This window comes from Kitasatospora sp. NPDC059812, assembly GCF_042732075.1.
Lineage (GTDB): Bacteria > Actinomycetota > Actinomycetes > Streptomycetales > Streptomycetaceae > Kitasatospora.
The window spans coordinates 43919-63870 of the sequence record NZ_JBHWIO010000021.1; the positions used below are offsets into that span (position 1 = coordinate 43919).

Genomic DNA, 19952 nt, shown 5'->3' on the forward strand with positions numbered 1-19952 from the left:
GTCCCCCTCCTGCCGCGGGGGGCGCGGTGTCAGGGGCGCTTCTTCGGGGCGGCTTCGAGGTCGGTGGCGGCGGCGTCCAGGATGGCGCCGAAGACGTGGGCGATGACGGGCTTGCCGACCCGGCGGGCCAGGGCCGCGCCGACCAGGGGGACGGGGATCGCGAAGCCGGTCGCCCAGACGACCAGGGTGCCCTCGGGGACCTCCTCGAACGTCATCCGGCCGAACTCGTGCCGGGCCGGCGGGAAGCTGCGGTCGACGGTGTAGTCGAAGCCGTGCGGGGCGTTGTAGGCGGTGATCCGCTCGTTGAACCAGCCGATCAGCCAGGTGTGCAGCCGCACGGCGCCCACCCCGTAGGGCGCGCCCTCCCCGGGCCGGGCCAGGCGCGCCCTGAGCACGAACGGGGAGCGGGTGTAGTTGGTGCTCGTGGCGCACCAGTCGAACACCTCGGCGATCGGCGCCGCGACGACCCGTCGCACGGTCACGGTTTCCATGGCTCGTCCCTCTCCTGCAGCGGGGAGCACGGATATCGGCCGCGCCCTGTTCACCGATGAGGACCGGGCACGGCCCGAAACCGTGACATCGGGCGGGGGCGTCCTCGGGTGCGAGAATGCCGCCCGCCTACCGTTCGGCTCTGGGCGAGCGGGTCATGAGCAGGTCGACGGCGCGGTCGGTGGTGACGGTGCCGTCGAGGATGGCGACGACGAGTGCGGTGATGGGCATCTCGACCTGGTGCCGTCGGGCGAGGTCGAGGACGGCGTAGGCGGACTTGGCTCCTTCGGCGGTCTGGCCGGTGGCGGTGGCGGCCTGGTCGATGGTCAGGCCGCGGGCGAGGTGTTCGCCGAAGGTGCGGTTGCGGGAGAGCGGGGAGAGGCAGGTCGCGGTGAGGTCGCCGAGGCCGGCCAAGCCGGCGAAGGTGGCGGGGTCGGCGCCGAGCGCCGTTCCCAGGCGGGCGGTTTCGGCGAGTCCGCGGGTCAGGAGGGTGGCCTTGGCGTTGTCGCCGAGGCCGAGTCCTGCGGCCAGGCCGACGGCGAGCGCGATGACGTTCTTGACCGCGCCGCCGAGTTCGCAGCCGATGACGTCGGTGTGGGTGTAGGGGCGGAAGTACGGGGTGCGGAAGGCCCCTTGGAGTCGGCGGGCCGCGTCGTGGTCGGTGCAGGCGATGACGCTGGCGGCGGGCTGGCGGGCGGCGATCTCGCGGGCCAGGTTCGGGCCGGACAGGACGGCGACGCGGGCGGGGTCGAGAGCGGCGCCCTGGGCGATGACCTCGCTCATGCGCCGGCCGGTGCCGAGCTCGACGCCCTTCATGAGGCTGACGACCAGGGTGTCCGGCTCGATCAGGGGCGCCCACGCGGCCAGGTTGGCCCGCAGGGTCTGGGAGGGGATGGACAGGACGGCGACGTCGGCTCCGGCCAGGGCGACGTCGGCTTCGGTGGTGGCCTTCACCGTGCCGGGCAGCGTGACGCCGGGCAGGTAGCCGGGGTTGACTCCCCGGGTGTTGATGCCGTCGGCGACCTCGGGGCGGCGCGCGTGCAGGACGACGTCGCATCCGGCGTCGGCGAGAACCAGCGCGAAGGCGGTCCCCCACGATCCTGCCGACAGTACGGCGACCCGGGTCATCCTCTACCTCCGCGTGCTGGTGGGGAGCTGAGGGGCAGCGTACTGGCGCCTTGGGGACGGAGGCGCCGGTCAGCGGCGACGCAGGGTGAGCGCGACGGCGCGGCGCCCGTCCAGAGTAGGAAGCATGCGAGCGCGGCCCGAAACCGTGACATCGGGCGGGGCGGGCCCGGGGGTGGCGATGCCGCCTGCCTACCGTTCGGCTTTGGGCGTGCGGGTCATGAGAGAGACAGGCTTACCGGCGGTTTCCCGGGTGGCGGGGCCTCAGGGCGGCACGCGTACGTCAGGCGTTGCCGAACTGTCCGGAACGGACGGCGGCGACGAAGCTCGACCAGGCGTCGGTCGGGAAGACCAGCGCGGGACCGTGAGGATCCTTGGAGTCACGGACCGGGACAGTGTGGACGACGTTCGCACCGACCTCGACGCAGTTCCCTCCCTGGGTACTGTAGGAACTCTTGTGCCAGGTGGCATTGCGATCATCCATGCTCAAAACCCTTCCGCACGTTTCGAATGAACTCGATGCTCGCTGCTCGGCGCAGCGCCTCGGCCTGGAGATGATCGTACTCACCGGCCCACTCAGCCAACGTCTCCGGATCGCGTTCGAGGTAGCCGCGCCGCTGCGTCTCGCCGTACCCCACGATGGCCCTGTTCGGCATGGTCAGCAACGTAATTGGATGCCCGAACGGACGGTTCTCGCCTGCTGCGATAGGACACACCTGCACCAGGAAACGGGGACGTGAAGCGAGTGCTTCCAGGTGCCTGAGTTGCGCCACCATGACGTCCCGACCACCGATCGGCCGCCGTAGCGCCCCCTCGTCCATCACCACCTGGACGTGCGGCGCCGGATCTCGGGCGAGGGCCTGCTGTCGGAGCAGCACCTTCTCGATTCGTTCGTCGGCCTGCTGCTGAGTTGCGACCCCCCGCAGGACAGCCGCCTCCTGAAAAACTCGGCTGTACTCGGGCGTTTGGAGCAAACTCGGAACCAGGTTGATCTCGAACAGCCTCAGGGCGATGGCCTTCGCTTCATTGCGCAGGTACTCGTCGAAGCCTTCGAACAAGACCCGCCGACCGGACGTACTCCACTCCCTGAGGAACTGCTCTCCCGACTCGAAGACTCGATCAAGTGCCGTTGAGATCTGTTGACTTGGTTTCCTTCGGCCGTGCTCGAGCGCGGAGATGTACGACGATGTACAGCCGATCAGCTCGGCAAGGTGTTCCTGAGTCCAGCCCCGCTGCTCGCGCGACGTGCGAAGCAGTACGCCGAACTCGGCGGCCGGGGATGTCGGGGGGGCAAGTTCCCGCTTGTTCAAGGCTGTTCGTCCTACCAATCTGACACCGTGGGACAAGTTGAACAGCTCCGCAGCCTAGAGGACAGTTGGCACCCCCGGTAGTCGTCGAACTACGGAACGGAGCCACTGTCGTGGCGCTCAAAAGCACCCCCGCGTCCCCGAAGCCGCGATACCGCCCGCAGGTCGGCGAACTCGTCACGGACTTGAGGTCCGTTCCGCTCGGATCGGGTTCCCAAGCCCCCACCCCGGCCGTCCCGACCCCGGACAGGTCGAGCGACCGGGGTGGGATTGCACAACTCGGCCAACCGGCCGAGTTGTTGATCCTGTCAGCACCACCACGAAATGGAGGCGCAGTACAGATGACAACCGCACCGTGGGGTACCACCCGGATGGGGCCGTTCACGGCTACCGTCCCGGTCCCGCAGCACACGCCCGTCATCGACCCCGAGACGCAGATTGCGGTGATCGTGGACGAGCACGGGCGCACGGTCGAGTTGGGCGGGCACGGCACCAGCACGAGCGGCCTGACGCCCACCACGACCACGCCCGACGGAAAACCGGGCGGGCCGACCGACGCCGACAGCACCGAGTCCTACGACCAGGACCAGAGCAACGGCTGATGAACGACCGAAGCGGGTCGGTGCTGGTGCTGACCAATCCCCTTGACGTGACCGCGGATGCGGTACTGCGGGTGCTCGCCGAGCGCCGGGTTCCGGCGGTCCGGCTCGATCCCGGCGCCGACCTGCACACGGGTGCCTCGCTGATCGCCACGTACCGCACGGGCCAGCAGCGGGGCACCCTGCGCACGGCCAGCCGGGAGCTCGACCTCTCCGCCGTCCGGTCCGTCTGGGTGCGCCGGGCCTCACCCTACGAAGGGCCCTCCGAACTGGACGGCCAGGACCGCCGGTTCGCCGCCTCGCAATCCCTGTGGGGTGCGGGCGGCATCCTCGCCTCGCTCCCCGCCGCGCACTACGTGAACCACCCCTGGGCCAACCGTGCGGCCGAGCACAAGCCGGCACAATTGGCGGCCGCGCAGCGCTGCGGGTTCCCGGTCCCCGACACGGTGATCACGAACAGCGCGGACGAGGCACGGGAGTTCGTGGCGGCCCAGGCCGCCGGGGCGGTGTACAAGCCGTTGTGGAACATCCCCTACTCGGTCGGCGGGCAGCCTCACGCCGTGTGGGTGCGCGAGGTCGATCCGGCCGACATCACCGGCGCCGTGTCCGCCTGCCCGCACCTCTTCCAGGCGAAGGTGCCGAAGCTGTTCGACGCAAGGGTGACGGCCGTCGGCAACCGCCTGTTCGGCGTCCGGGTCGACAGCCCCGACCTTGACTGGCGGCGCCGCCAGGACCGGATGACGTGCACCCCGATCGGCGTACCCGAGCCGGTCGCACGTTCGGTCGCCGCCTACCTCGGAGAACTTCGGCTGGTCTACGGCGCGTTCGACTTCGCCGTGACCGCCTCGGGCGACTGGTACTTCCTTGAATGCAACCCGAACGGCCAGTGGGCATGGCAGCCGGCCGAGACCACCGAGGCGATTGCCCGCGCCCTCGCCGACCAGCTACAGAAAGGCCGTGACGCATGAGCACGCCGGCTGAACTCCGCACCGCTCTGGCCGACAGGCTCACCGAGGACGGCACGCTGACCGAACGCGAGTGGGACAGTGCGGCGAGGGCCGTTCCGCGAGAGCTCTTCGTCGGAACCTACTTCGCTCCGGTCGCCGGCAGCGTTCCGACCAGCTACCGGTCCGTCCGTCAGGGCGAGCCCGGGTGGCTGGCCGGGATCTACGACGACCAGACGCTGGTGACCCAACTCGACGGCCGCATCGGGCCCGAGGACACCGCTGGGGAGACCGTGACAGGTATCCCGTCATCGTCGTCCACCCTCCCGTCCGTCGTACTGCGCATGTGGCAGCAGCTGGGCGCCGAGGCCGGGCACCGGGTACTGGAGATCGGTACGGGCACCGGGTACTCGACCGCCCTCGGCGCGCACCGCCTCGGGGACGCCGACCTCACCAGCATCGAGTACGACCCCGCAGTCGGCGCGGCAGCGGCGGCGGCGATCAGGACTGCGGGATTCTCCCCCCGGCTGATCATCGGTGACGGGCTGCGCGGCGACCCGGACGGCGGGCAGTACGACCGGATCATCGCCACCTGTTCCGTCCGGTACGTCCCTCTCTCCTGGCTCCACCAGGTCAAGCCCGGCGGTCGAATCCTGGTCACCCTCTCCGGGTGGAGCTACGCGAACGCCCTCGTGCTGCTCGACGTGACCGGACCTGGCGAGGCCGCTGGCCGGTTCCTGACCGGCCAAACCGGTTTCATGATCGCCCGCACGCACGACCGACCGCCCCGCCCGACGCTGGACCTCCTGCCCGGCAAGGAGCGTCCGACCCGCATCGACCCGGCGAAGCTGGACAGTTGGACGGGCGCTTGGGTGGCCCAGCTTGCCGCACCCGGGGCAATCCGCATGGGTGTGGGGGCTCAACAGATCCTCTGGGACCTGGCCACCGGATCGCAGGCCCGGACGGCGCCCGACCCCGCCGGCGGGTGGACGGTGACTCAGCGCGGGCCCGTCTCCCTGTGGGACCAGGTCGAGCAGACGGTTGAGACCTGGCAGGCGGCCGGTGAGCCGCACCAGGATCGCTTCGGGATCACCGTGTCGGCGGCCGGACAGCGGGTCTGGCTCGGCACCGAGGACGGGCCCGGATGGGATCTGCCCGTATAGGCCTGGCTCAGCCCCGCACCGAGCCGTGTCGCACCGGACCGAAACCGTGGCTTCGGGTGGGGGCGTCCTCGGGGTGGCGAGGGTGAACGGGCAGAGGGGGCGGGGTGGTGCGCGAGGCTTCCGTGGCGTGGGGGGCGCTGCACCGACGTTGTGCGGTGGGTGTGGTGGCGGGGGTGGTGGTGCTGGGGGGCGCGGCCGGGCCGGTGGTGTGGGCGGGGTCGCAGGACCTGCCAGGCAATCCGCGGTGGTGGCTGGTGGTGTGCGGGATCGCGCTGGTGGCGGCCGTCGGCGCCTCGCTGCCGCTGCTGCGTCGGGTCTCCACCACCGACTACGTCGTCTCCTGCGTGGCGCTGGTGCTGCTGCTCGTACTCGCCCTGGGCACGGTGTTCGCGGCGGCGCAGGCCGCCTACGCCGTCCGGACCAGGCTGCACGAGCCGCCCGGCGTCACGGCCACCGTGACGGGCTGCCGGACGACGGGCCGGGAGCTGGACGACCAGAACCAGGGCCACGACGTCTACGGCTGCACGTACCACTGGAGCGCCGGCGGCCGGGAGTTCAGCGAGGAGCGGCCCACCGGGAAGCTGTATCCGGACGGCCACGAGACCAGGGTGTGGCTCGCCGGCGAGCGGATGATCACGAGCCGGCCGAGCCTGTTCGGGATCCCGCTGTGGATCGTGCTCGCCCTGGCCGGGCTGGCGGGCACGGTCCGGTTCTCGGCGTTCCTGGCCTGGAAGGCCCGCGACGTGGGCCTGAGGCGGTAGGCGGGTCCGACGGTTCCCGGGGGTGGCCGGAATCCGGGGTGGCGGGTGCGGTGCTCTGGCAGCATCGGGCGGATGGGGCAGTGGGAGGGGATCGGGCGGCGCTTCGTCGTGGGCGCGGGGTACGCGCTGTACCGGGGGCCGTTGGCGGACAGTACGTCACACCGGCACGCCGCGTTCCAGGTTGCCGTCGCGGCGGCGGGCGGCGAGGTGACGATCGTGGACGGGGCCGGGGTCCGCCACCGGGGCGCGGCGGTGGTGGTGGCGCCGATGGTGTGGCACCGGATGGCGCCGGTCCGGGGGGTGTCGGCGTTCTTCGTCGATCCGCACTGCGCGTTCGCGGACCGGCTGCGGGCGGGGTGCGGTGACGGTGTCACCGTGGCGCCCCAGTGGCGGGACCTGGCGGAGGAGGACCTGTGTCCGTCCGGGGTGCTGCCGTCGGCCGAGGTGGACGTGCGGCTGTGGGCGGCGATGGAGGCGCTGACGGACCACCGGGTCGCGCTGCCGGGGCTGGCGGCCCGGGTGGGACTGTCGCCGCAGCGCCTGCGGGCGCTGGCACGGCGGCAGTTGGGGGTGCCGCTGGCGCGCTGGCGGATCTGGCGGCGGCTGGCCCGCGCCGCCGACGCGCTGGGCGAGGGGCGCACGCTCGCCGAGGCGGCGCTGGCGGGCGGCTTCGCGGACCAGGCGCACTTCAGCCGCCAGATGCGGGAGATGACGGGGCTGACGCCGTCGGCGGTGCTCCCGGTGCTGCGCGCCTCGGGCCCGGCGGGCGGCCCGGGCCGGGCAGGCAGTCCGGCGGGTGCCTCGGGCCGGGCGTAGCCTCGTCCGCATGTGTCTGATGGTGTGGATCGGAACCGAACAGCCCGTGCTGCCGATCCCCTGCGCCGCCGGTCCGCAGCTCGGGACCTGCTACTGCGGGGTTCGCGAGACTGCCGCCGACGCGCCCGTTCGAGCCCGCTTCACTTCACCGCACGTGACCTGCGTCGGCTCGCACGAGGGCTGCGGCTGCGGGTTCAACAGCTCCCGGTTCGAGTGGGAGGGGTTCACCGACACGGCCGACGCGATGGCGCTCGTCGACGCGATGCGGGACGAGGAGCGCGAGGAGTTCCTCGCGCAGAAGCACTCACGGGAGTTCCTGGCGGCGCTGGTGTCCGCGGCCCTTTTGCACGGGCCGGTCGACATCTACATGTGCTGGGCCGGGGACGAGGACGAACCGCCCGACCGCGTGGAGAGCATCGAGGCACGCCGGCTGACGGAGTGCCTGACTCCGCTCCAGGAGCGGGTGAAGTACACGGCGCTCGGCTGAGCAGGAGGTGCGGGCCTGCCGGTGCGTCATCTCCCCCGGTCGCACGGGGAACCCAACGGGCGGGGAACCCGGCGGGCGGCGCGGGCGCGGCCTACGCGCGGCGGGCGACGTAGAACGACAGCGAGCCGGTGAGCGTGGAGACGGTCTCGGTCTCGCGCACGCCGTGGAAGCCGGCCTCGGTGATCAGCCGGGGCAGGATGCCGTCGGCGTTGGGCTGGGTGTCCTCCTTGCCGTCCGCCAGTTGCACGATGCGGAACGCCAGGCGCATGGCGGCCGTGCGCTGGCGCCCGAAGTCGGCGATGACGAGCTTGCCGCCGGGGCGCAGCGCCGTGTGCATGGAGGCGAGGACGGCCTGTTTCATGGGGATGGGGCACTGGTGGAGGACGAGGCTGGAGACGACGGTGTCGGCTGTTTCGGCGCCCACGAGGTCGGCGACGGCGTCGCCCATGCCGATGTGCCATTCGGGGGTGACGCCGGCGGCGGCGGCCTTGCGGCGGGCCACTTCGAGGGTGGTGGGGTCGGGGTCGACGCCGATGACGCGGGCGCGGGGTTCGACGCGGCCGAGGAGGACGGCCAGGGAGCCGGTGCCGCAGCCGACGTCGAGGATCACGTCGTCGGGGCGGGGGGCCACGTGCATAGCGAGCAGGCTGCGCCACAGGCGTTCGCGGGTGAGGGAGACGATGGGGTCGTAGAGGCGTACGGGGCCGAGGCGGCCGGCGGCGGGGGTGAAGGCGCGATCGGTCATGGGGGTCAGTGTCGGTCGGGGGGTGTGGTGGCGTCTTGAACGAATCGCTCGCCGGGCGGGGCGGGTTGGGGGTTTCGGGGGCCGGTTGCGGGCCGGTTGCGGGGGTCGGGTTCCGGCTCTCCGGGGGCATATAGAAAGTCTATCGACATATGACGTTGGATGACTTATCGTGATCGTCGCGGTGGTCGGCGCGACCGGCCCGCCGCGACCACCGTTCGGCCCTGCGAGAGGACCTCCGTGCCCCGTCGTTCCCGCACGTCCACAGCACTCGGCATCAGCGCCACCGCCGTGGTGGCGCTGGCCCTGGCCGCGCCGCCCGCGCTGGCCGGGCCCGCGACCGCCCCCGACCCGGTGCCCTCCCTGGTGGCCGGTCAGGACACCGCCGCCCCGCAGCTGGTCACCGGCCTGGCCGAGCCGGCCGTCGGCAGCCCCGCCGACGCCGCCCGCGCCCACCTCGCGGCCCACGCCGACCGCTACCACGTCGACCCCGGCGAGCTGGCCGAGGTCGGCTCCGAGAGCACCCCCGACGGCCGGCGCACCGTCAGGTTCGAGCAGCGCCACGACGGCGTTCCCGTGTTCGGCGCGCAGTACCTGGTGCACCTGACGGGCGAGGGCGCCGGGCAGCGCGTCGAGTCGGTCGGCGGCAAGTACTTCACCGGCCTGACCGTGCCGACCACCGCCACCGTCCCGGCCGCCGCCCTGCGGGACCTGGCGCTCGGCTCCGTCCAGGACCCGAAGGCCCGGGCCGCGGCCACCGCCGAGGACCACGGCCTGGTCGTCCTGCCGGACGGCGCCGGCCGGCTCGCCCAGCGCTTCACCGTGCACGCCACCGACCCGGCGACCGGGGGGCCGGCGGCCCGCGAGGTCTTCGTGGACGCCACCGTCGGCGTGGTCGCCCTCGCCTACGACACCCGCGCCCCGCTCCCGGCGGGCGGCACCGACCAGCGCGCCGCCGCGGCCGGCCTCGAACCCGCCACCGGGACCGCGCCGGACGCCCGCGGCAACTCCGCCAAGGTGAACATCGCCCGCCTGCCGGACGGCAGTTACCAGCTCACCGACCTCACCCGGCCCGCCACCATCACCACCTACGACGCGGGCGGCCGGGACGAGATGGACTTCGGCGGCGGCATCCCCGCCGACCTCCCCCCGGCCCACTCCCCCGGCCCGGACTTCCCGGCCTCCGCCGGCACCAGCGGCGCCACCGACGCCAGCGTCAACGCCGGTATCGTGTACGACTTCTACCACGACCGGTTCGGCCGCAACGGCCTGGACGGCAAGGGCGGCGCGATCACCTCCGTCGTCAACGTGTCCCAGGACGGCGCCCCCTACGCCAACGCGTACTGGGACGGGAAGAAGATGGTCTACGGCAGCGGGGGCCCCAACTACTACCCGTTCTCCGCCGCCCTCGACATCGCCGGCCACGAGATGACCCACGGCGTCATATCGAACACCGCCGACCTGGCCGGCATGGGCCAGGCCGGCGCGATGAACGAGGGGCTCGCCGACTACTTCGGCAACGCCATCGAGGTCACCGCCCGCGGCATGTCCATGAACGACCCGGCGGCGGCGCTGCTCGGCGAGAGCAAGTGCCGCACCGGCACCCCGCAGGCCTGCGCGGACCGCCGGATGGACGACCACCGCACCACCGTGAACGACTACCTCGGCGGCACGGTCGACAACGGCGGACAGCACCTCAACGCCACCATCTTCAGCGGCGCCCTGTGGGACATCCGGCGCACCCTCGACCCGCTCACCGCCGACCGGGTGGTCTACCGGGCGCTCACCGCCTACCTCACCCCGCTCGACGACTTCGTGGCCGGGCGCAACGCCGCGCTCGCGGCCGGCCGCGACCTCGGCCTCAGCCACGCCCAACTGCGCACCGTGGCAGCCGCGTTCGACGCACACGGGATCAAGGCCGGCTGGGAGAGCCGGATCGGCATGGACAGCCGCACGCTGGCCCGCAACCTCTCCTACTCGATGGCGCCCCCGGCCGCCGGCGGCGGGCACTGGGTGGCGATGGCCCCCGCCCCCGACCCGGTCAAGGGCACGGGCGGCACCCTGCCCGGCACCACCGCGCTGTACACCGGCTCCACCACCGGGCGCGGCGCCCCCGTCCGGCTCAGCCCCGACGACGGCCGCTACCACAGCTGGCCCTCCACCGACGGCACCAACGCCGTGTGGAAGGCCATCGGCACCACCGCCAAGGACCACAGCCGGGAGCTGCTGACCGCACCGCTGTCCGGCGCCGGCCCGGTCCGCAGCCTGTTCCGCGCCGACGGGAAGGAGCCCGGCAACCCGCAGGTCTCCGGCGGCGACATCGCCTTCACCGTGCACGACTCCGCCGCCGGCCGCACCAGCCTGTGGCTGTCCCACGACGGGGCCCCCGCGGTCGAACTGCCGCTGGCCGACGGGCACCACCCGGACGACCTCACCCTCAAGGACGGCTACCTCGCCTGGACCGAGTCCTGGCAGGACGGGCAGCAGTACGTCACCGCGCCGACCGTCTACTCGATCGCCGCCGGCAAGGTCACCGCGCAGTACACCGCGCACGCCGCCCCCGGCGCCGCCGCGACCACCGCCTCCTCCGCCCGGCTCGCCGGCGGCCGGCTGCTGTGGCTGGACACCCCCGCCGGCGCGGCCGCCCGCGCCTCCATCCGCTCCGGCGCCCTGGACGGCTCCGGCGTGAACGAGATACTGGCCGCCGACTCGCCGAACGCCCCGACGCCCGGCAGCGACCTCACCGCCTCCGACCAGGCCGTCACCTACAAGGTCCAGAGCACCAAGCCCGCCGGCGGCTGGACCAACGCCGCGCTGCCCAAGCTCTGGCAGCTCCCGACCGGCGGCGGCACCCCGCAGCGCCTCTCCTGCGACCGGGGCGGCCAGGACCAGCCCGCGGCCGACCAGGGCACCCGGGTCGTCTGGCTGGACTCCACCCCCGGCCGCACCGACCTGGTCGTGCGCGACCGCGCGGCGGGCACCTGCTGACCACCTTTCCCTGACCCCCACCCCCCAGGGGTCCGGCCCGGCGCGGACGGCTCACAGCCAGCCGCGCCGGGCCGCCTGCACGCCCGCCTGGAAACGCGTGGTGGCCCCCAGCTGGGCCAGCAGCGCCGAGACCCGGCGCACTACCGTGCGCCGCCCCAGCCCCAGCCGCCGGGCGATGGCGTCGTCCGTGGCACCACTGGCCATCAGGGTCAGGATGCGGCGGTCCCGCTCACCGATCTGCAGGTCGACGGCGGACACCGACGCCGGGACGGCCAGCCGCCAGAGCGTCTCGAACACCGCGGCCAGCGCCCGCAGCAGGCCCGAGGGCCGGATCAGCAGCGAGACGACGCCCGGGCGCCCGTCGGCCGCCAGCGTGACGATCGCCAGGTCGTCGTCGCCCAGGGCCAGCTTGAGCGGCGGCTCGTCCAGCGTGCGGGCCTGCTCCCCCGCCTCGACCATGCGCGCCATGTTGGGGCCCGCGACCGGGTCGTCGAAGGCGCAGCCGTGGTAGATCGAGCGGTAGACGACCCCGGCGGCCATCCGCTGGCGCTGCAGCACCTCCTGGTCGAGGTAGTAGCCCGAACTGCCGGAGTAGGGCGGCACATCGATGACCCGCACCTGGTGGCGGGCGGCGAGCTGGAGGCGCCGACTGGCCGCCAGCACCTGGGCGGCGTCCTCGACCACCTCCAGGGCGCCGTAGGTGCCGGCGTCGCGCCGGGCGAAGCGGTAGAGGCGCTCCAGTTCCGCCCCGGCCCGGCGCGCCGTGGCCTGCCGGACGGCGTCGCTCTGCAGCACCGCCTCGACCACCCGGCCGGGCGGCAGCGCCTCCCAGGCGCGGTCGCGGTCGCGGTGGCCGTTGCCACGCGGGCCGTCGCCGCGCGGGCCGTCGTCGAAGTGGCCGTCGCCGCAATGGCCGTCGTCGCGCGGGCCGTCGCCGTTGCAGGCCACGACGATGCCCTCGTCGGCGAGTTCCCTGAGCACGGCCAGGACGGCGCCCTCGCCGAGGCCGACCCCGGCCGCCAGCTCCGCCGCCCGCGCCTGCGGACGGCCGACCAGGCAGCGGTAGACCCGGCCGCGTTCGGAGTCGGGATCCAGCACGTCGTGCACGACGTCCCCCGTCATCGTGTCGGTGTATCGGTGTATCGGTGTGTCGGCGTATCGGTGTGTCCGTCTGCCGGTGTGTCGGCCCGTCCGCTCGTCGGTTTGTCGGCTTGTCGTTGTACCGGTGTCGCCCGGACGGGCCGTCGGAGGCTACCCACGCCGGTGGCGCACATGCGCCAGTGGCCCAGGTGCGCCGCAGGGCGCTCTGGCGGACCGCGAGGTGATCTCGCAAGAGTTGTCGGTGTTCAGACAGTCCCAGCGGTTCCCCCCGGGAACGGCGGCACCCTCACGGCCAAGGACAACCCATGACACCAGCCCAGCCCGCCCGGCGCCCGCCCGTACGGCCCCTGCGCGCCCGGCTCCGGCACGCCAAGGCGGCCGTCGCCGCCCTGGCCGCCTGCCTCCTGCTGCTGGGCGTGCCCGCCGCGCACGCCGAGACCCCCGCCCCGCCGCCGATGAAGGACGGCTTCGGGCTCACCCAGGTCGGCGCCGCCACCGGCAGCGCCACCAACTTCGTGCTCACCGTCACCACACCCCAGGTCGCCGGGGAGCACACCATCCGGATCCTGCTGCCCGCCGACTACGCGGCCAGCCCGGCCAAGCGCTACCCGGTCCTGTACTTCCTGCACGGCGCCTCGGACAACCCGAGCGACCCGGCCCTGGCCTACCCCGCCCTCACCGCCGCGCAGTCGATGATCACCGTCATCCCGGACGGCGGCCTGCGCGGCTGGTACACCGACTGGCTCGACCAGAACACCGCCGCCGGGGCGCAGAACTGGGAGACCTTCCACCTCGACCAGGTGGTCCCGTTCATCGACGCCAACCTGCGCACCCTGACGGGCCGTAAGAGCCGGGCCGTCGGCGGCCTGTCGATGGGCGGCTTCGGCGCGCTGCACTACGCGCAGGACCGGCCCCGGCTGTTCGGCCAGGTCCTCACCATGTCCGGCGCGAACGACCTCTCCGTGAACGAGATGATCATCCGCGGGGCCGTGGTCGCCACCCTGACCAACGCCGGCACCGTGCTGTGCGGGCCCAGCGACGGGAAGCCCTGCGGCCTCGACTTCGGCCCCACGGTCTCCAGCGACGCGATCTTCGGCTCGCCGTACCCGGTGTTCAACGCCGACTGGCGCTGGAACGCCGCGGACCCGGTCTCCCGCCTGGGCGCGCTCACCGACACCGGCATCGCGGTCTACACCGGCAACGGCAACGGCAGCGCCTCCGACATGGAGTTCTGGGCCGAGGGCACCGCCAAGCGCCTCAAGGACCGCCTGGACGCCCTCGGGTACCGCTACCACTACGTCGACTACGGCAACGGCGCCGGCTGGGGCACCGCCTGCAACGGCGGCCACAGTGCGGGCTGCTGGGCGCAGGACCTCGTGGACTACGTCCCCCGCCTGGAAGCGGCCTTCGCCGCCGCCTGACCGGCCCGCCCTCCCCTTCTTTCCGACTCCTCTCCCCTCTCCCTGTTCCCGACGAAAGGACCCGACCCCGTGCTCTCCGCCACGACCCCGAGCCGACCGGCTCCCTGGCTGCGCCTGATCGCGGCCGTCCTGGTGGCCTGTTGCGCCGCCCTGGGCTTCACCGCCTCCCCGTTCGCGACCGCGCGGGCCCACGCCGCCACGGCACCGGCCGCCGCCTGCGCCTCCCCGCAGCAGTGCCTGACCATCAAGTCCCTCAGCAACGGGCGCCAACTCGACGTCCAGAACGGCACCATGGGCGACGGCGCCTACATCGTCACCAACTCGGCGCCCGGCTACCACCAGTCCTGGCGGCTGAGCGTCGACCCCTCCGACTTCTCCTTCACCATCGTCAACAACGACACCGGCAAGTGCATCGACCTGGCCTTCTTCACCCCGGCCCTGCGCCAGCAGACCTGCGCCGGGCAGTCCAGCCAGCGGTGGTTCCTGCAGCCGGTCGCCGGGGCCGCCGACGCGTTCATGATCCGCCACCTGGGCGACAACACCTGCCTGGACCTGCTGCTCGGCGCCCAGTACGACGACGCCTGGACCGACCAGTACACCTGCAACGGCACCGCCAACCAGCAGTGGTCCACCGGCTTCCCGCAGGCCGCCCGCAGCCTCGCCGTCGACCACGCCGCCAAGCAGTGCCAGAAGGACGTCTCCTCCTGCTCCTGGGCCGTCAAGAGCGAGGCCCCCGCGGCACCGCTGCCCAAGATCTGCGTCTCCTCGATCTGGTTCAACAACACCAGCAGCGCCGCCCAGCAGAACTTCGCGGTCACCAACATGACCGGCTGGTCCAGCACCCTCGGCGGCGAGATCGGGGCGGACATCTCCGGCGGCGCCCCCGGCGGCGTCTTCACCACCGCGGTCAAGACCGCCGTCAACTACAGCAACGTCTGGCAGGGCTCGACCACCGTCAACAACGCCGTCACCGTCAACGTCCCGCCCCAGCAGTACGGCTGGGTGACGCTGGCCGAACTCGCCCGCAAGGTCACCGGCAGCTGGACGTTCGACGCCCGCGGCTTCCCGTGGACCGCCGAGGACACCGTCACCGTCCCGCTCACCTCCGACCCCAGCGGCGGCGCCACCCTCTACATCGCCAACACCAGCCCCACCTTCACCAGCTGCTCCTGAGCCCCACCGCACGACCGACAGCCAGCCGCCGCCCGGCCCCGCCGGGCGGCGGCCCCGCTTTCCCCCGGCCCTGACCCGCCCTTCCCCGCCCTGACGTGACCCGTCCTGACCCGTCCTGACCAGCCCTTCCCTGACCTGACCTGCTGACAATTGTCACGGTCGGCCGGTGCGCCAGCACACTGCCGGGCGGGGGCGCGGCGCGGACAGCATGGGGGCATGACCTCCACCGATGTGAACCACCCCGACACCGTTCGGGCCTTCCGCACCATCAGGCGGCTGGTGTTCGCCTACCTGGGCCTCAGCGTCGTCACCCTGGCGGCCGCCTACGCCCTGCGCGACCACCCCGACCTGGTGAACCCGGCCGTGTGGATCCGCGGCAGCCTCGTCGTGGCCAGCGCCGTGGTCACGTCCCTGTTCACCACCCGGGCCGCCCGCGGCTCGCACGCGGCGTACCGGCGGCTGCGGATCATCTCGGCCGTCATGATCGCCGCGATCGTCGTGATCATCTGCGTGCCGGGGACCTTCCCGTTCTGGATGAAGGCCGAGCAGGCCCTGTGCGGGCTGGTGCTGGCGGGGGTGGCCGCCGTGATCAACGGACGCCACCTGCGTACCCTGTTCGCGCGATCCGACGCGACGTGAGGCAGGCGAGGGTGGACGAGGACACGCAGGCGACCCTCCCCGGGCACGCCGCTGCGGAGCGCGCCACAGGGGAGCGCGCCCCGCAGCGGTGGGTGCAGGGCTGGCGGCGGATCATGCTGGGCGCCGGGATGCTGGTCTACCCGTGCCTGACCGCCGTCGCCGTGAACGACAACGTGTCCGGGGCGGCCCTGGTCGCCGGGTACGCGGTCGTCGGCGCGTTCTGCCTCTGCTTCGTCCTCACCGCCACCGCGATGGTCCGCGGCCGGCGGCGGCAGGTGCTCCTGCTGCTGGCGGTGATGAGCGCGCTGTTCCTGGCCGCGCTGCCGTTCGCCCACGAGAACGCGTTCTACCTCGCCACCGTCGTGGTCTCCTTCGTCGCCGTGCTGCGGCGCCGCCACGCCACCCGGGTGACCGCCGCCGCCACCCTGGCCGCCCTGCTGGTGCCGTGGGCGGTGCCCGCCTGGCACACCGGGCCCGGCACCTTCCAGGCGCTGGCGCTGCTGTTCACCGTGCTCACCACGGGGGCGTTCGCGGAGATCGCCACCACCAACCAGGCCCTGGTGGCCGCCCGGGCCGAGGTGGCGCGGCTGGCCTCGGAGGCCGAACGCAACCGGATCGCGCGCGACCTGCACGACCTGCTCGGGCACTCGCTCACCGCGATCACCGTCAAGTCCCGCCTGGCCCAGCGCCTCGCCGCCAAGGACCTCGACCAGTCGCTGGCGGAGATGGCCGCGGTGGAGTCGCTGTCCCGGCAGGCACTGGCCGACGTCCGGGCCGCGGTCACCGGCTACCGCGACGTCACGCTGGCCGGCGAACTGGCGCGCGGACGCGAACTGCTGCGCGCCGCCGGGGTGGTCGCCGACCTGCCGACGTCCACCGACCCCGTCGCCGCGCAGGACGGGGAACTGTTCGGCTGGGTGGTGCGCGAGGGCCTGACCAACGTGGTCCGGCACGCCCGGGCCGACCGCTGCACCGTGACCGTCACCGGCTCCTCCGTGGAGATCCGCGACGACGGGACGGGCGCGGACGGCAGGACCGGCGGGACCGGCGGGGGCGGCGGGACCGGCGAGGGCAGCGGGATCGGGAAGGGCCTGAGGGGGCTGCGGGAACGGGTCGCGGCGGCCGGCGGTACCGTCGAAGCCGGCCCGCTGAGCCCGCGCGGGTGGCGGCTGCTGGTCACCGTCCCGCCGGGCGCCCGCCACCGGCGCACCCCCGCCCGGAAAGGGACGACATGACGATCCGCCTGCTGCTCGCCGAGGACCAGGAACTGGTCCGCACCGCGCTGTGCGCCCTGCTCGACCTGGAGGACGGCTTCGAGGTGGTCGCCGCCGTCGGGCGCGGCGACCAGGTCGTCGACGCGGCCCGCGAACACCGGCCCGACGTGGCCCTCCTGGACATCGAGATGCCCGGCCTCGACGGCCTGGCCGCCGCCGCCGTCCTGGCCCAGCAGGTGCCCGGCTGCCGGGTCGTCATCCTCACCACCTTCGGACGCGCCGGCTACCTGCGCCGGGCGATGGAGGCGGGCGCGGTCGGCTTCGTCGTCAAGGACGCGCCGGCCGAAGTCCTCGCCGACGCCATCCGCCGGGTCGCGGCGGGCGAACGCGTGGTGGACCCGGAACTGGCCGCGGCCACCCTGGCGGCCGGCGCCTCCCCGCTCACCGCCCGCGAACGCGACGTGCTGAACGCCTCCCGCTCCGGGGCCGGCGTCGCCGAGATCGCCGGCAAGCTCTACCTCTCGGAGGGCACCGTGCGCAACTACTTCTCCTCCGCCATCGCCAAGACCGCCACCCGCAACCGCACCGAGGCCCTGCGCACCGCCGACGACCGCGGCTGGCTCTGACACCGCCGGACGACGGGCGCAGGGCTGCCCGGGACGGGCGTCAGAGCCGCTCGACGGTGACCTGGGTGATCACGACGTCGTCGACGGGGCGTTCGCCGTCCGTGGGGACGGCCGCGAGGGCGTCGACGACGGCCCGGGAGTCGGCGTCGGCGACCTGGCCGAAGATGGTGTGCCGGCGGTTCAGGTGGGCCGGCGTGCCGACCGTGATGAAGAACTGCGAGCCGTTGGTGCCCGGGCCGGAATTGGCCATGGCGAGCAGGTACGGCTTGGTGAAGTGCAGTTCGGGGTGGAACTCGTCGGCGAAGGCGTAGCCCGGGCCGCCGGTGCCGCTGCCGGTGGGGTCGCCGCCCTGGACCATGAAGCCGGCCACCACGCGGTGGAAGAGCGTGCCGTCGTAGTACGGGCCGCTGCCGGGCTCGCCGGTGCGCGGGTCGGTGTACTCCCGGGCGCCCTCGGCGAGTTCGACGAAGTTGCGGACCGTCTTCGGCGCGTGGAACTGGAACAGCTCCAGCCGGATCGGGCCCAGGGTGGTGTGCAGGGTCGCGAACAGGCCCTTGGCCATGGCGGACTCCTTTGCTCGGATGGTCAGTTGGGGGCGGGGACCGGCTCGACGGGGCCGAAGTCGCGGAAGGTGCCGTAGGTGCGCGTCGCGGTGCCCCTGATCTCGACGCGCTGGTCGAAGCGCACGGTGCGGCCCTGGGCGTCGATCCACTGGTCGAGCTGGAAGGACGTCACGCCCATGCGCTTGAGGTTGAGGTAGTGCTCGGCGTCCACGGCGCGCATCTTCTCCAGGTCGAGCGTGCCGGAGAGGTGGAAGGCGGGCGCGCCGTTCTGCTCCTCCATGCCCTTGCGGGCGGCCGGGCCGAGCGCCAGCAGGGCCTTCGCGTAACCGTGGTAGTCGGCGATCCGGTCGCCGAGCGGGGACTTGCGCCAGCCGCTGCCGGACTTGACGTACGTCGCGTCCTCGGTGACGACGACCGGGTCGCCCGCCGAACCGCCGCCGGCGCCGAGGGACTCGGTGAGACGGCCGGTGCGCACCTTGCCGTTGAGGTTGATCCGGCCGGTGGTGGTCGCGACCAGTGGGCCGCCCTCGGTGCGGAAGTCCTGGGAGGCCGCGTAGGGCGTGCGGGCGGCTTGGGCGAGGGCCTGTTCGGGATCGATCACCCCGCCGGCGGGCGCCTCGGCCGGGGCCGACGCGGGTGCGGACGCCGAGGCCGCTGCCGGGCCCGATGCCGGGGCGGACGTCTGGGCGGACGTCGGGGCCGCGTCGGGGGTCGTCGGCGTCGCGGCCGGGGTGGTGACCGGCGGGGCGGCGGGGGCCGGGGCCGCCGAGGGGGCGCCGTCGTTGCAGCCCGTCAGCGCGGTGAGGGAGAGCACGGTCGCGGCGGCGGCCAGGGCGGTGGTGCGGCGAATCGTCAAGAAAGGTCTCCGGTCGAGAGGATCGGTGTCGGCATCCTGGCACACGGCGGGCTGGTGACCGCACTCGGCGCCAGGTCGGGGGGCAGGTCGGGGGGCGCGGGTCGGGGACGCTGGTCGGGGCGCGGGTCGGGCGAATCCCGCGCGGCGCCAACTTCCCTGCGGGACAGGCCTGGTGTCCACTTGTATGGCGGATCATCCCGGTTTCGGGCGGGTCGGGGGCGCGGGCGGCGGGCTCGGCTTGAGAGGATCGGCCCGGAAACGGGATGGACGGGAGAGGGTGGGTCGTGGTCGGTACCGTGCTGGTCGGTGTCCTGGTGCTCGCGGTCGGCGGGTGCGTGTGCGTGGTGTGGGCCGAACGCGGCGGCCCCCGCTGGGTGCGCGCCGTGGCGTCCGCGACGCTCGTCTCGGGGTCCCTGCTGCGCCGCTCCGCGCGCAGCCGGCGCCGGAACCGGAGCCTGAGCGGCGGCGACAGCGGCGACGGTGGCGGCTGGGATGGCGGCAGCGGTGGCGGCGGCAGCAGCGATGGTGGCTGAGCGCCCCGCCCGCGGGCGCGACGACGACGAGCGGCTGCGGCGGGTCTTCGAGGCGGTGCTGGCCGAGACCCTGTCCGGGACCGGGCCGCTCACCTGCACGGGCCTGGACGAGGACACCGAGAACGCGCTCTGGGCGGTCTGGGAGGCGTACCCGAACGCTTCGGCCGAGCTGGTGCAGGCCGCGCGGCGCGCCTTCGCCGGCCAGTTGGACGGCGGCAACGCGGCCCGCTGGCGCGCGGAACTCGCCGCCCGGGCGATCTCCGGGCGCCGCCCCCGCGGCTGAGCGTGCGGCCCCGGACGTCCGCGTGCCCCGGCCGCGTGGGCGGCCGGGGCGCGCGGGGGCGCGCGCGCGGCCGCGCGCCCCCCCGCGCCGGGGGGGTGGGTTCGGGGTAGAGGGACTGCTGG

22 protein-coding genes are annotated in these 19952 nt (G+C 73.5%); 14 read left to right on the forward strand and 8 right to left on the reverse strand.

The features are described from left to right. Positions 1 to 29 precede the first annotated feature (29 nt). From ACFV6D_RS13800 to ACFV6D_RS13815, 4 genes are all read right to left on the reverse strand, one after another. Complete coding sequence (locus tag ACFV6D_RS13800; RefSeq protein ID WP_380559776.1) at positions 30 to 491, reverse strand: SRPBCC family protein; 462 nt, start codon at positions 489 to 491, stop codon at positions 30 to 32. Between the two features lie 127 nt (positions 492 to 618). Then, entirely contained in the window at positions 619 to 1617 is a 999-nt protein-coding gene (locus tag ACFV6D_RS13805) for an NAD(P)H-dependent glycerol-3-phosphate dehydrogenase (protein WP_380559778.1), read from the reverse strand. A 280-nt stretch (positions 1618 to 1897) separates the two neighbouring features. Further along, on the reverse strand, positions 1898 to 2098 hold the full coding sequence (locus tag ACFV6D_RS13810) for a DUF397 domain-containing protein (protein ID WP_380344571.1): 201 nt from the start codon (positions 2096 to 2098) through the stop codon (positions 1898 to 1900). Then, on the reverse strand, positions 2091 to 2924 hold the full coding sequence (locus tag ACFV6D_RS13815; RefSeq protein WP_380344568.1) for a Scr1 family TA system antitoxin-like transcriptional regulator: 834 nt from the start codon (positions 2922 to 2924) through the stop codon (positions 2091 to 2093). The genes ACFV6D_RS13810 and ACFV6D_RS13815 overlap by 8 nt, the downstream gene beginning before the upstream one ends. Before the next feature lie 338 nt (positions 2925 to 3262). Here ACFV6D_RS13815 and tgmA point away from each other — a divergent pair, with 338 nt between their 5' ends. The 6 genes from tgmA to ACFV6D_RS13845 all read left to right on the forward strand — a co-directional run bounded on the left by tgmA (position 3263) and on the right by ACFV6D_RS13845 (position 7691). After that, on the forward strand, positions 3263 to 3523 hold the full coding sequence (gene tgmA / locus ACFV6D_RS13820; RefSeq protein WP_380344565.1) for a putative ATP-grasp-modified RiPP: 261 nt from the start codon (positions 3263 to 3265) through the stop codon (positions 3521 to 3523). Next, positions 3523 to 4488, forward strand: a complete 966-nt coding sequence (gene tgmB / locus ACFV6D_RS13825) for an ATP-grasp ribosomal peptide maturase (protein WP_380344563.1) — start codon at positions 3523 to 3525, stop codon at positions 4486 to 4488. Before tgmA ends, tgmB begins: the two co-directional genes overlap by 1 nt. Next, entirely contained in the window at positions 4485 to 5627 is a 1143-nt protein-coding gene (gene tgmC, locus ACFV6D_RS13830; RefSeq protein WP_380344561.1) for an ATP-grasp peptide maturase system methyltransferase, read from the forward strand. Before tgmB ends, tgmC begins: the two co-directional genes overlap by 4 nt. A gap of 107 nt (positions 5628 to 5734) precedes the next feature. Further along, positions 5735 to 6388: a hypothetical protein gene (locus ACFV6D_RS13835; protein WP_380344558.1), complete on the forward strand. Its 654-nt coding sequence runs from the start codon at positions 5735 to 5737 to the stop codon at positions 6386 to 6388. 72 nt (positions 6389 to 6460) lie between these two features. Continuing rightward, positions 6461 to 7204: a helix-turn-helix domain-containing protein gene (locus ACFV6D_RS13840; RefSeq protein WP_380344556.1), complete on the forward strand. Its 744-nt coding sequence runs from the start codon at positions 6461 to 6463 to the stop codon at positions 7202 to 7204. Between the two features lie 10 nt (positions 7205 to 7214). Continuing rightward, on the forward strand, positions 7215 to 7691 hold the full coding sequence (locus ACFV6D_RS13845; protein ID WP_380344553.1) for a hypothetical protein: 477 nt from the start codon (positions 7215 to 7217) through the stop codon (positions 7689 to 7691). Between the two features lie 91 nt (positions 7692 to 7782). Here ACFV6D_RS13845 and ACFV6D_RS13850 read toward each other — a convergent pair whose 3' ends face one another. Then, a complete protein-coding gene (locus tag ACFV6D_RS13850) occupies positions 7783 to 8436 on the reverse strand; it encodes a class I SAM-dependent methyltransferase (protein ID WP_063352855.1) in 654 nt (217 codons plus the stop codon). A 237-nt stretch (positions 8437 to 8673) separates the two neighbouring features. Here ACFV6D_RS13850 and ACFV6D_RS13855 point away from each other — a divergent pair, with 237 nt between their 5' ends. Further along, positions 8674 to 11421, forward strand: coding sequence for a M4 family metallopeptidase (locus tag ACFV6D_RS13855; protein ID WP_380559780.1), 2748 nt, complete (start codon positions 8674 to 8676; stop codon positions 11419 to 11421). A 51-nt stretch (positions 11422 to 11472) separates the two neighbouring features. Here the strand turns inward: ACFV6D_RS13855 and ACFV6D_RS13860 are convergent, their stop codons facing one another. Further along, positions 11473 to 12543 carry a LuxR C-terminal-related transcriptional regulator gene (locus ACFV6D_RS13860; RefSeq protein ID WP_380559782.1) on the reverse strand — a complete coding sequence of 357 codons (1071 nt, stop codon included), beginning with the start codon at positions 12541 to 12543 and terminating at the stop codon, positions 11473 to 11475. 284 nt (positions 12544 to 12827) lie between these two features. On the opposite strand from ACFV6D_RS13860, the gene ACFV6D_RS13865 reads away from it, so the two are divergent. The 5 genes from ACFV6D_RS13865 to ACFV6D_RS13885 all read left to right on the forward strand — a co-directional run bounded on the left by ACFV6D_RS13865 (position 12828) and on the right by ACFV6D_RS13885 (position 17595). After that, positions 12828 to 13943: an alpha/beta hydrolase gene (locus ACFV6D_RS13865; RefSeq protein WP_380559784.1), complete on the forward strand. Its 1116-nt coding sequence runs from the start codon at positions 12828 to 12830 to the stop codon at positions 13941 to 13943. Between the two features lie 69 nt (positions 13944 to 14012). Then, positions 14013 to 15116, forward strand: a complete 1104-nt coding sequence (locus ACFV6D_RS13870) for an RICIN domain-containing protein (RefSeq protein ID WP_380559786.1) — start codon at positions 14013 to 14015, stop codon at positions 15114 to 15116. A gap of 216 nt (positions 15117 to 15332) precedes the next feature. Continuing rightward, positions 15333 to 15755 carry a hypothetical protein gene (locus ACFV6D_RS13875; RefSeq protein ID WP_363376075.1) on the forward strand — a complete coding sequence of 141 codons (423 nt, stop codon included), beginning with the start codon at positions 15333 to 15335 and terminating at the stop codon, positions 15753 to 15755. A gap of 11 nt (positions 15756 to 15766) precedes the next feature. After that, positions 15767 to 16990, forward strand: a complete 1224-nt coding sequence (locus ACFV6D_RS13880) for a sensor histidine kinase (protein ID WP_380559788.1) — start codon at positions 15767 to 15769, stop codon at positions 16988 to 16990. After that, positions 16987 to 17595 (forward strand): response regulator, encoded by a 609-nt coding sequence (locus tag ACFV6D_RS13885; protein WP_380344249.1) that lies wholly within the window; start codon positions 16987 to 16989, stop codon positions 17593 to 17595. Before ACFV6D_RS13880 ends, ACFV6D_RS13885 begins: the two co-directional genes overlap by 4 nt. A 40-nt stretch (positions 17596 to 17635) precedes the next feature. On the opposite strand, the gene ACFV6D_RS13890 is transcribed toward ACFV6D_RS13885, so the two are convergent. Together ACFV6D_RS13890 and ACFV6D_RS13895 are read right to left on the reverse strand one after the other, a co-directional pair. Further along, positions 17636 to 18157, reverse strand: coding sequence for a peptidylprolyl isomerase (locus ACFV6D_RS13890; protein ID WP_380344247.1), 522 nt, complete (start codon positions 18155 to 18157; stop codon positions 17636 to 17638). A gap of 23 nt (positions 18158 to 18180) precedes the next feature. After that, positions 18181 to 19014 (reverse strand): hypothetical protein, encoded by an 834-nt coding sequence (locus ACFV6D_RS13895; RefSeq protein WP_380559790.1) that lies wholly within the window; start codon positions 19012 to 19014, stop codon positions 18181 to 18183. A gap of 263 nt (positions 19015 to 19277) precedes the next feature. Between ACFV6D_RS13895 and ACFV6D_RS13900 the strand changes: the two genes are divergently transcribed. Both ACFV6D_RS13900 and ACFV6D_RS13905 read left to right on the forward strand, forming a co-directional pair. Beyond that, positions 19278 to 19547, forward strand: coding sequence for a hypothetical protein (locus tag ACFV6D_RS13900; protein WP_380559791.1), 270 nt, complete (start codon positions 19278 to 19280; stop codon positions 19545 to 19547). Next, positions 19537 to 19830, forward strand: a complete 294-nt coding sequence (locus tag ACFV6D_RS13905; RefSeq protein WP_380559793.1) for a hypothetical protein — start codon at positions 19537 to 19539, stop codon at positions 19828 to 19830. The genes ACFV6D_RS13900 and ACFV6D_RS13905 overlap by 11 nt, the downstream gene beginning before the upstream one ends. The last annotated feature ends 122 nt before the right edge of the window (positions 19831 to 19952 follow it).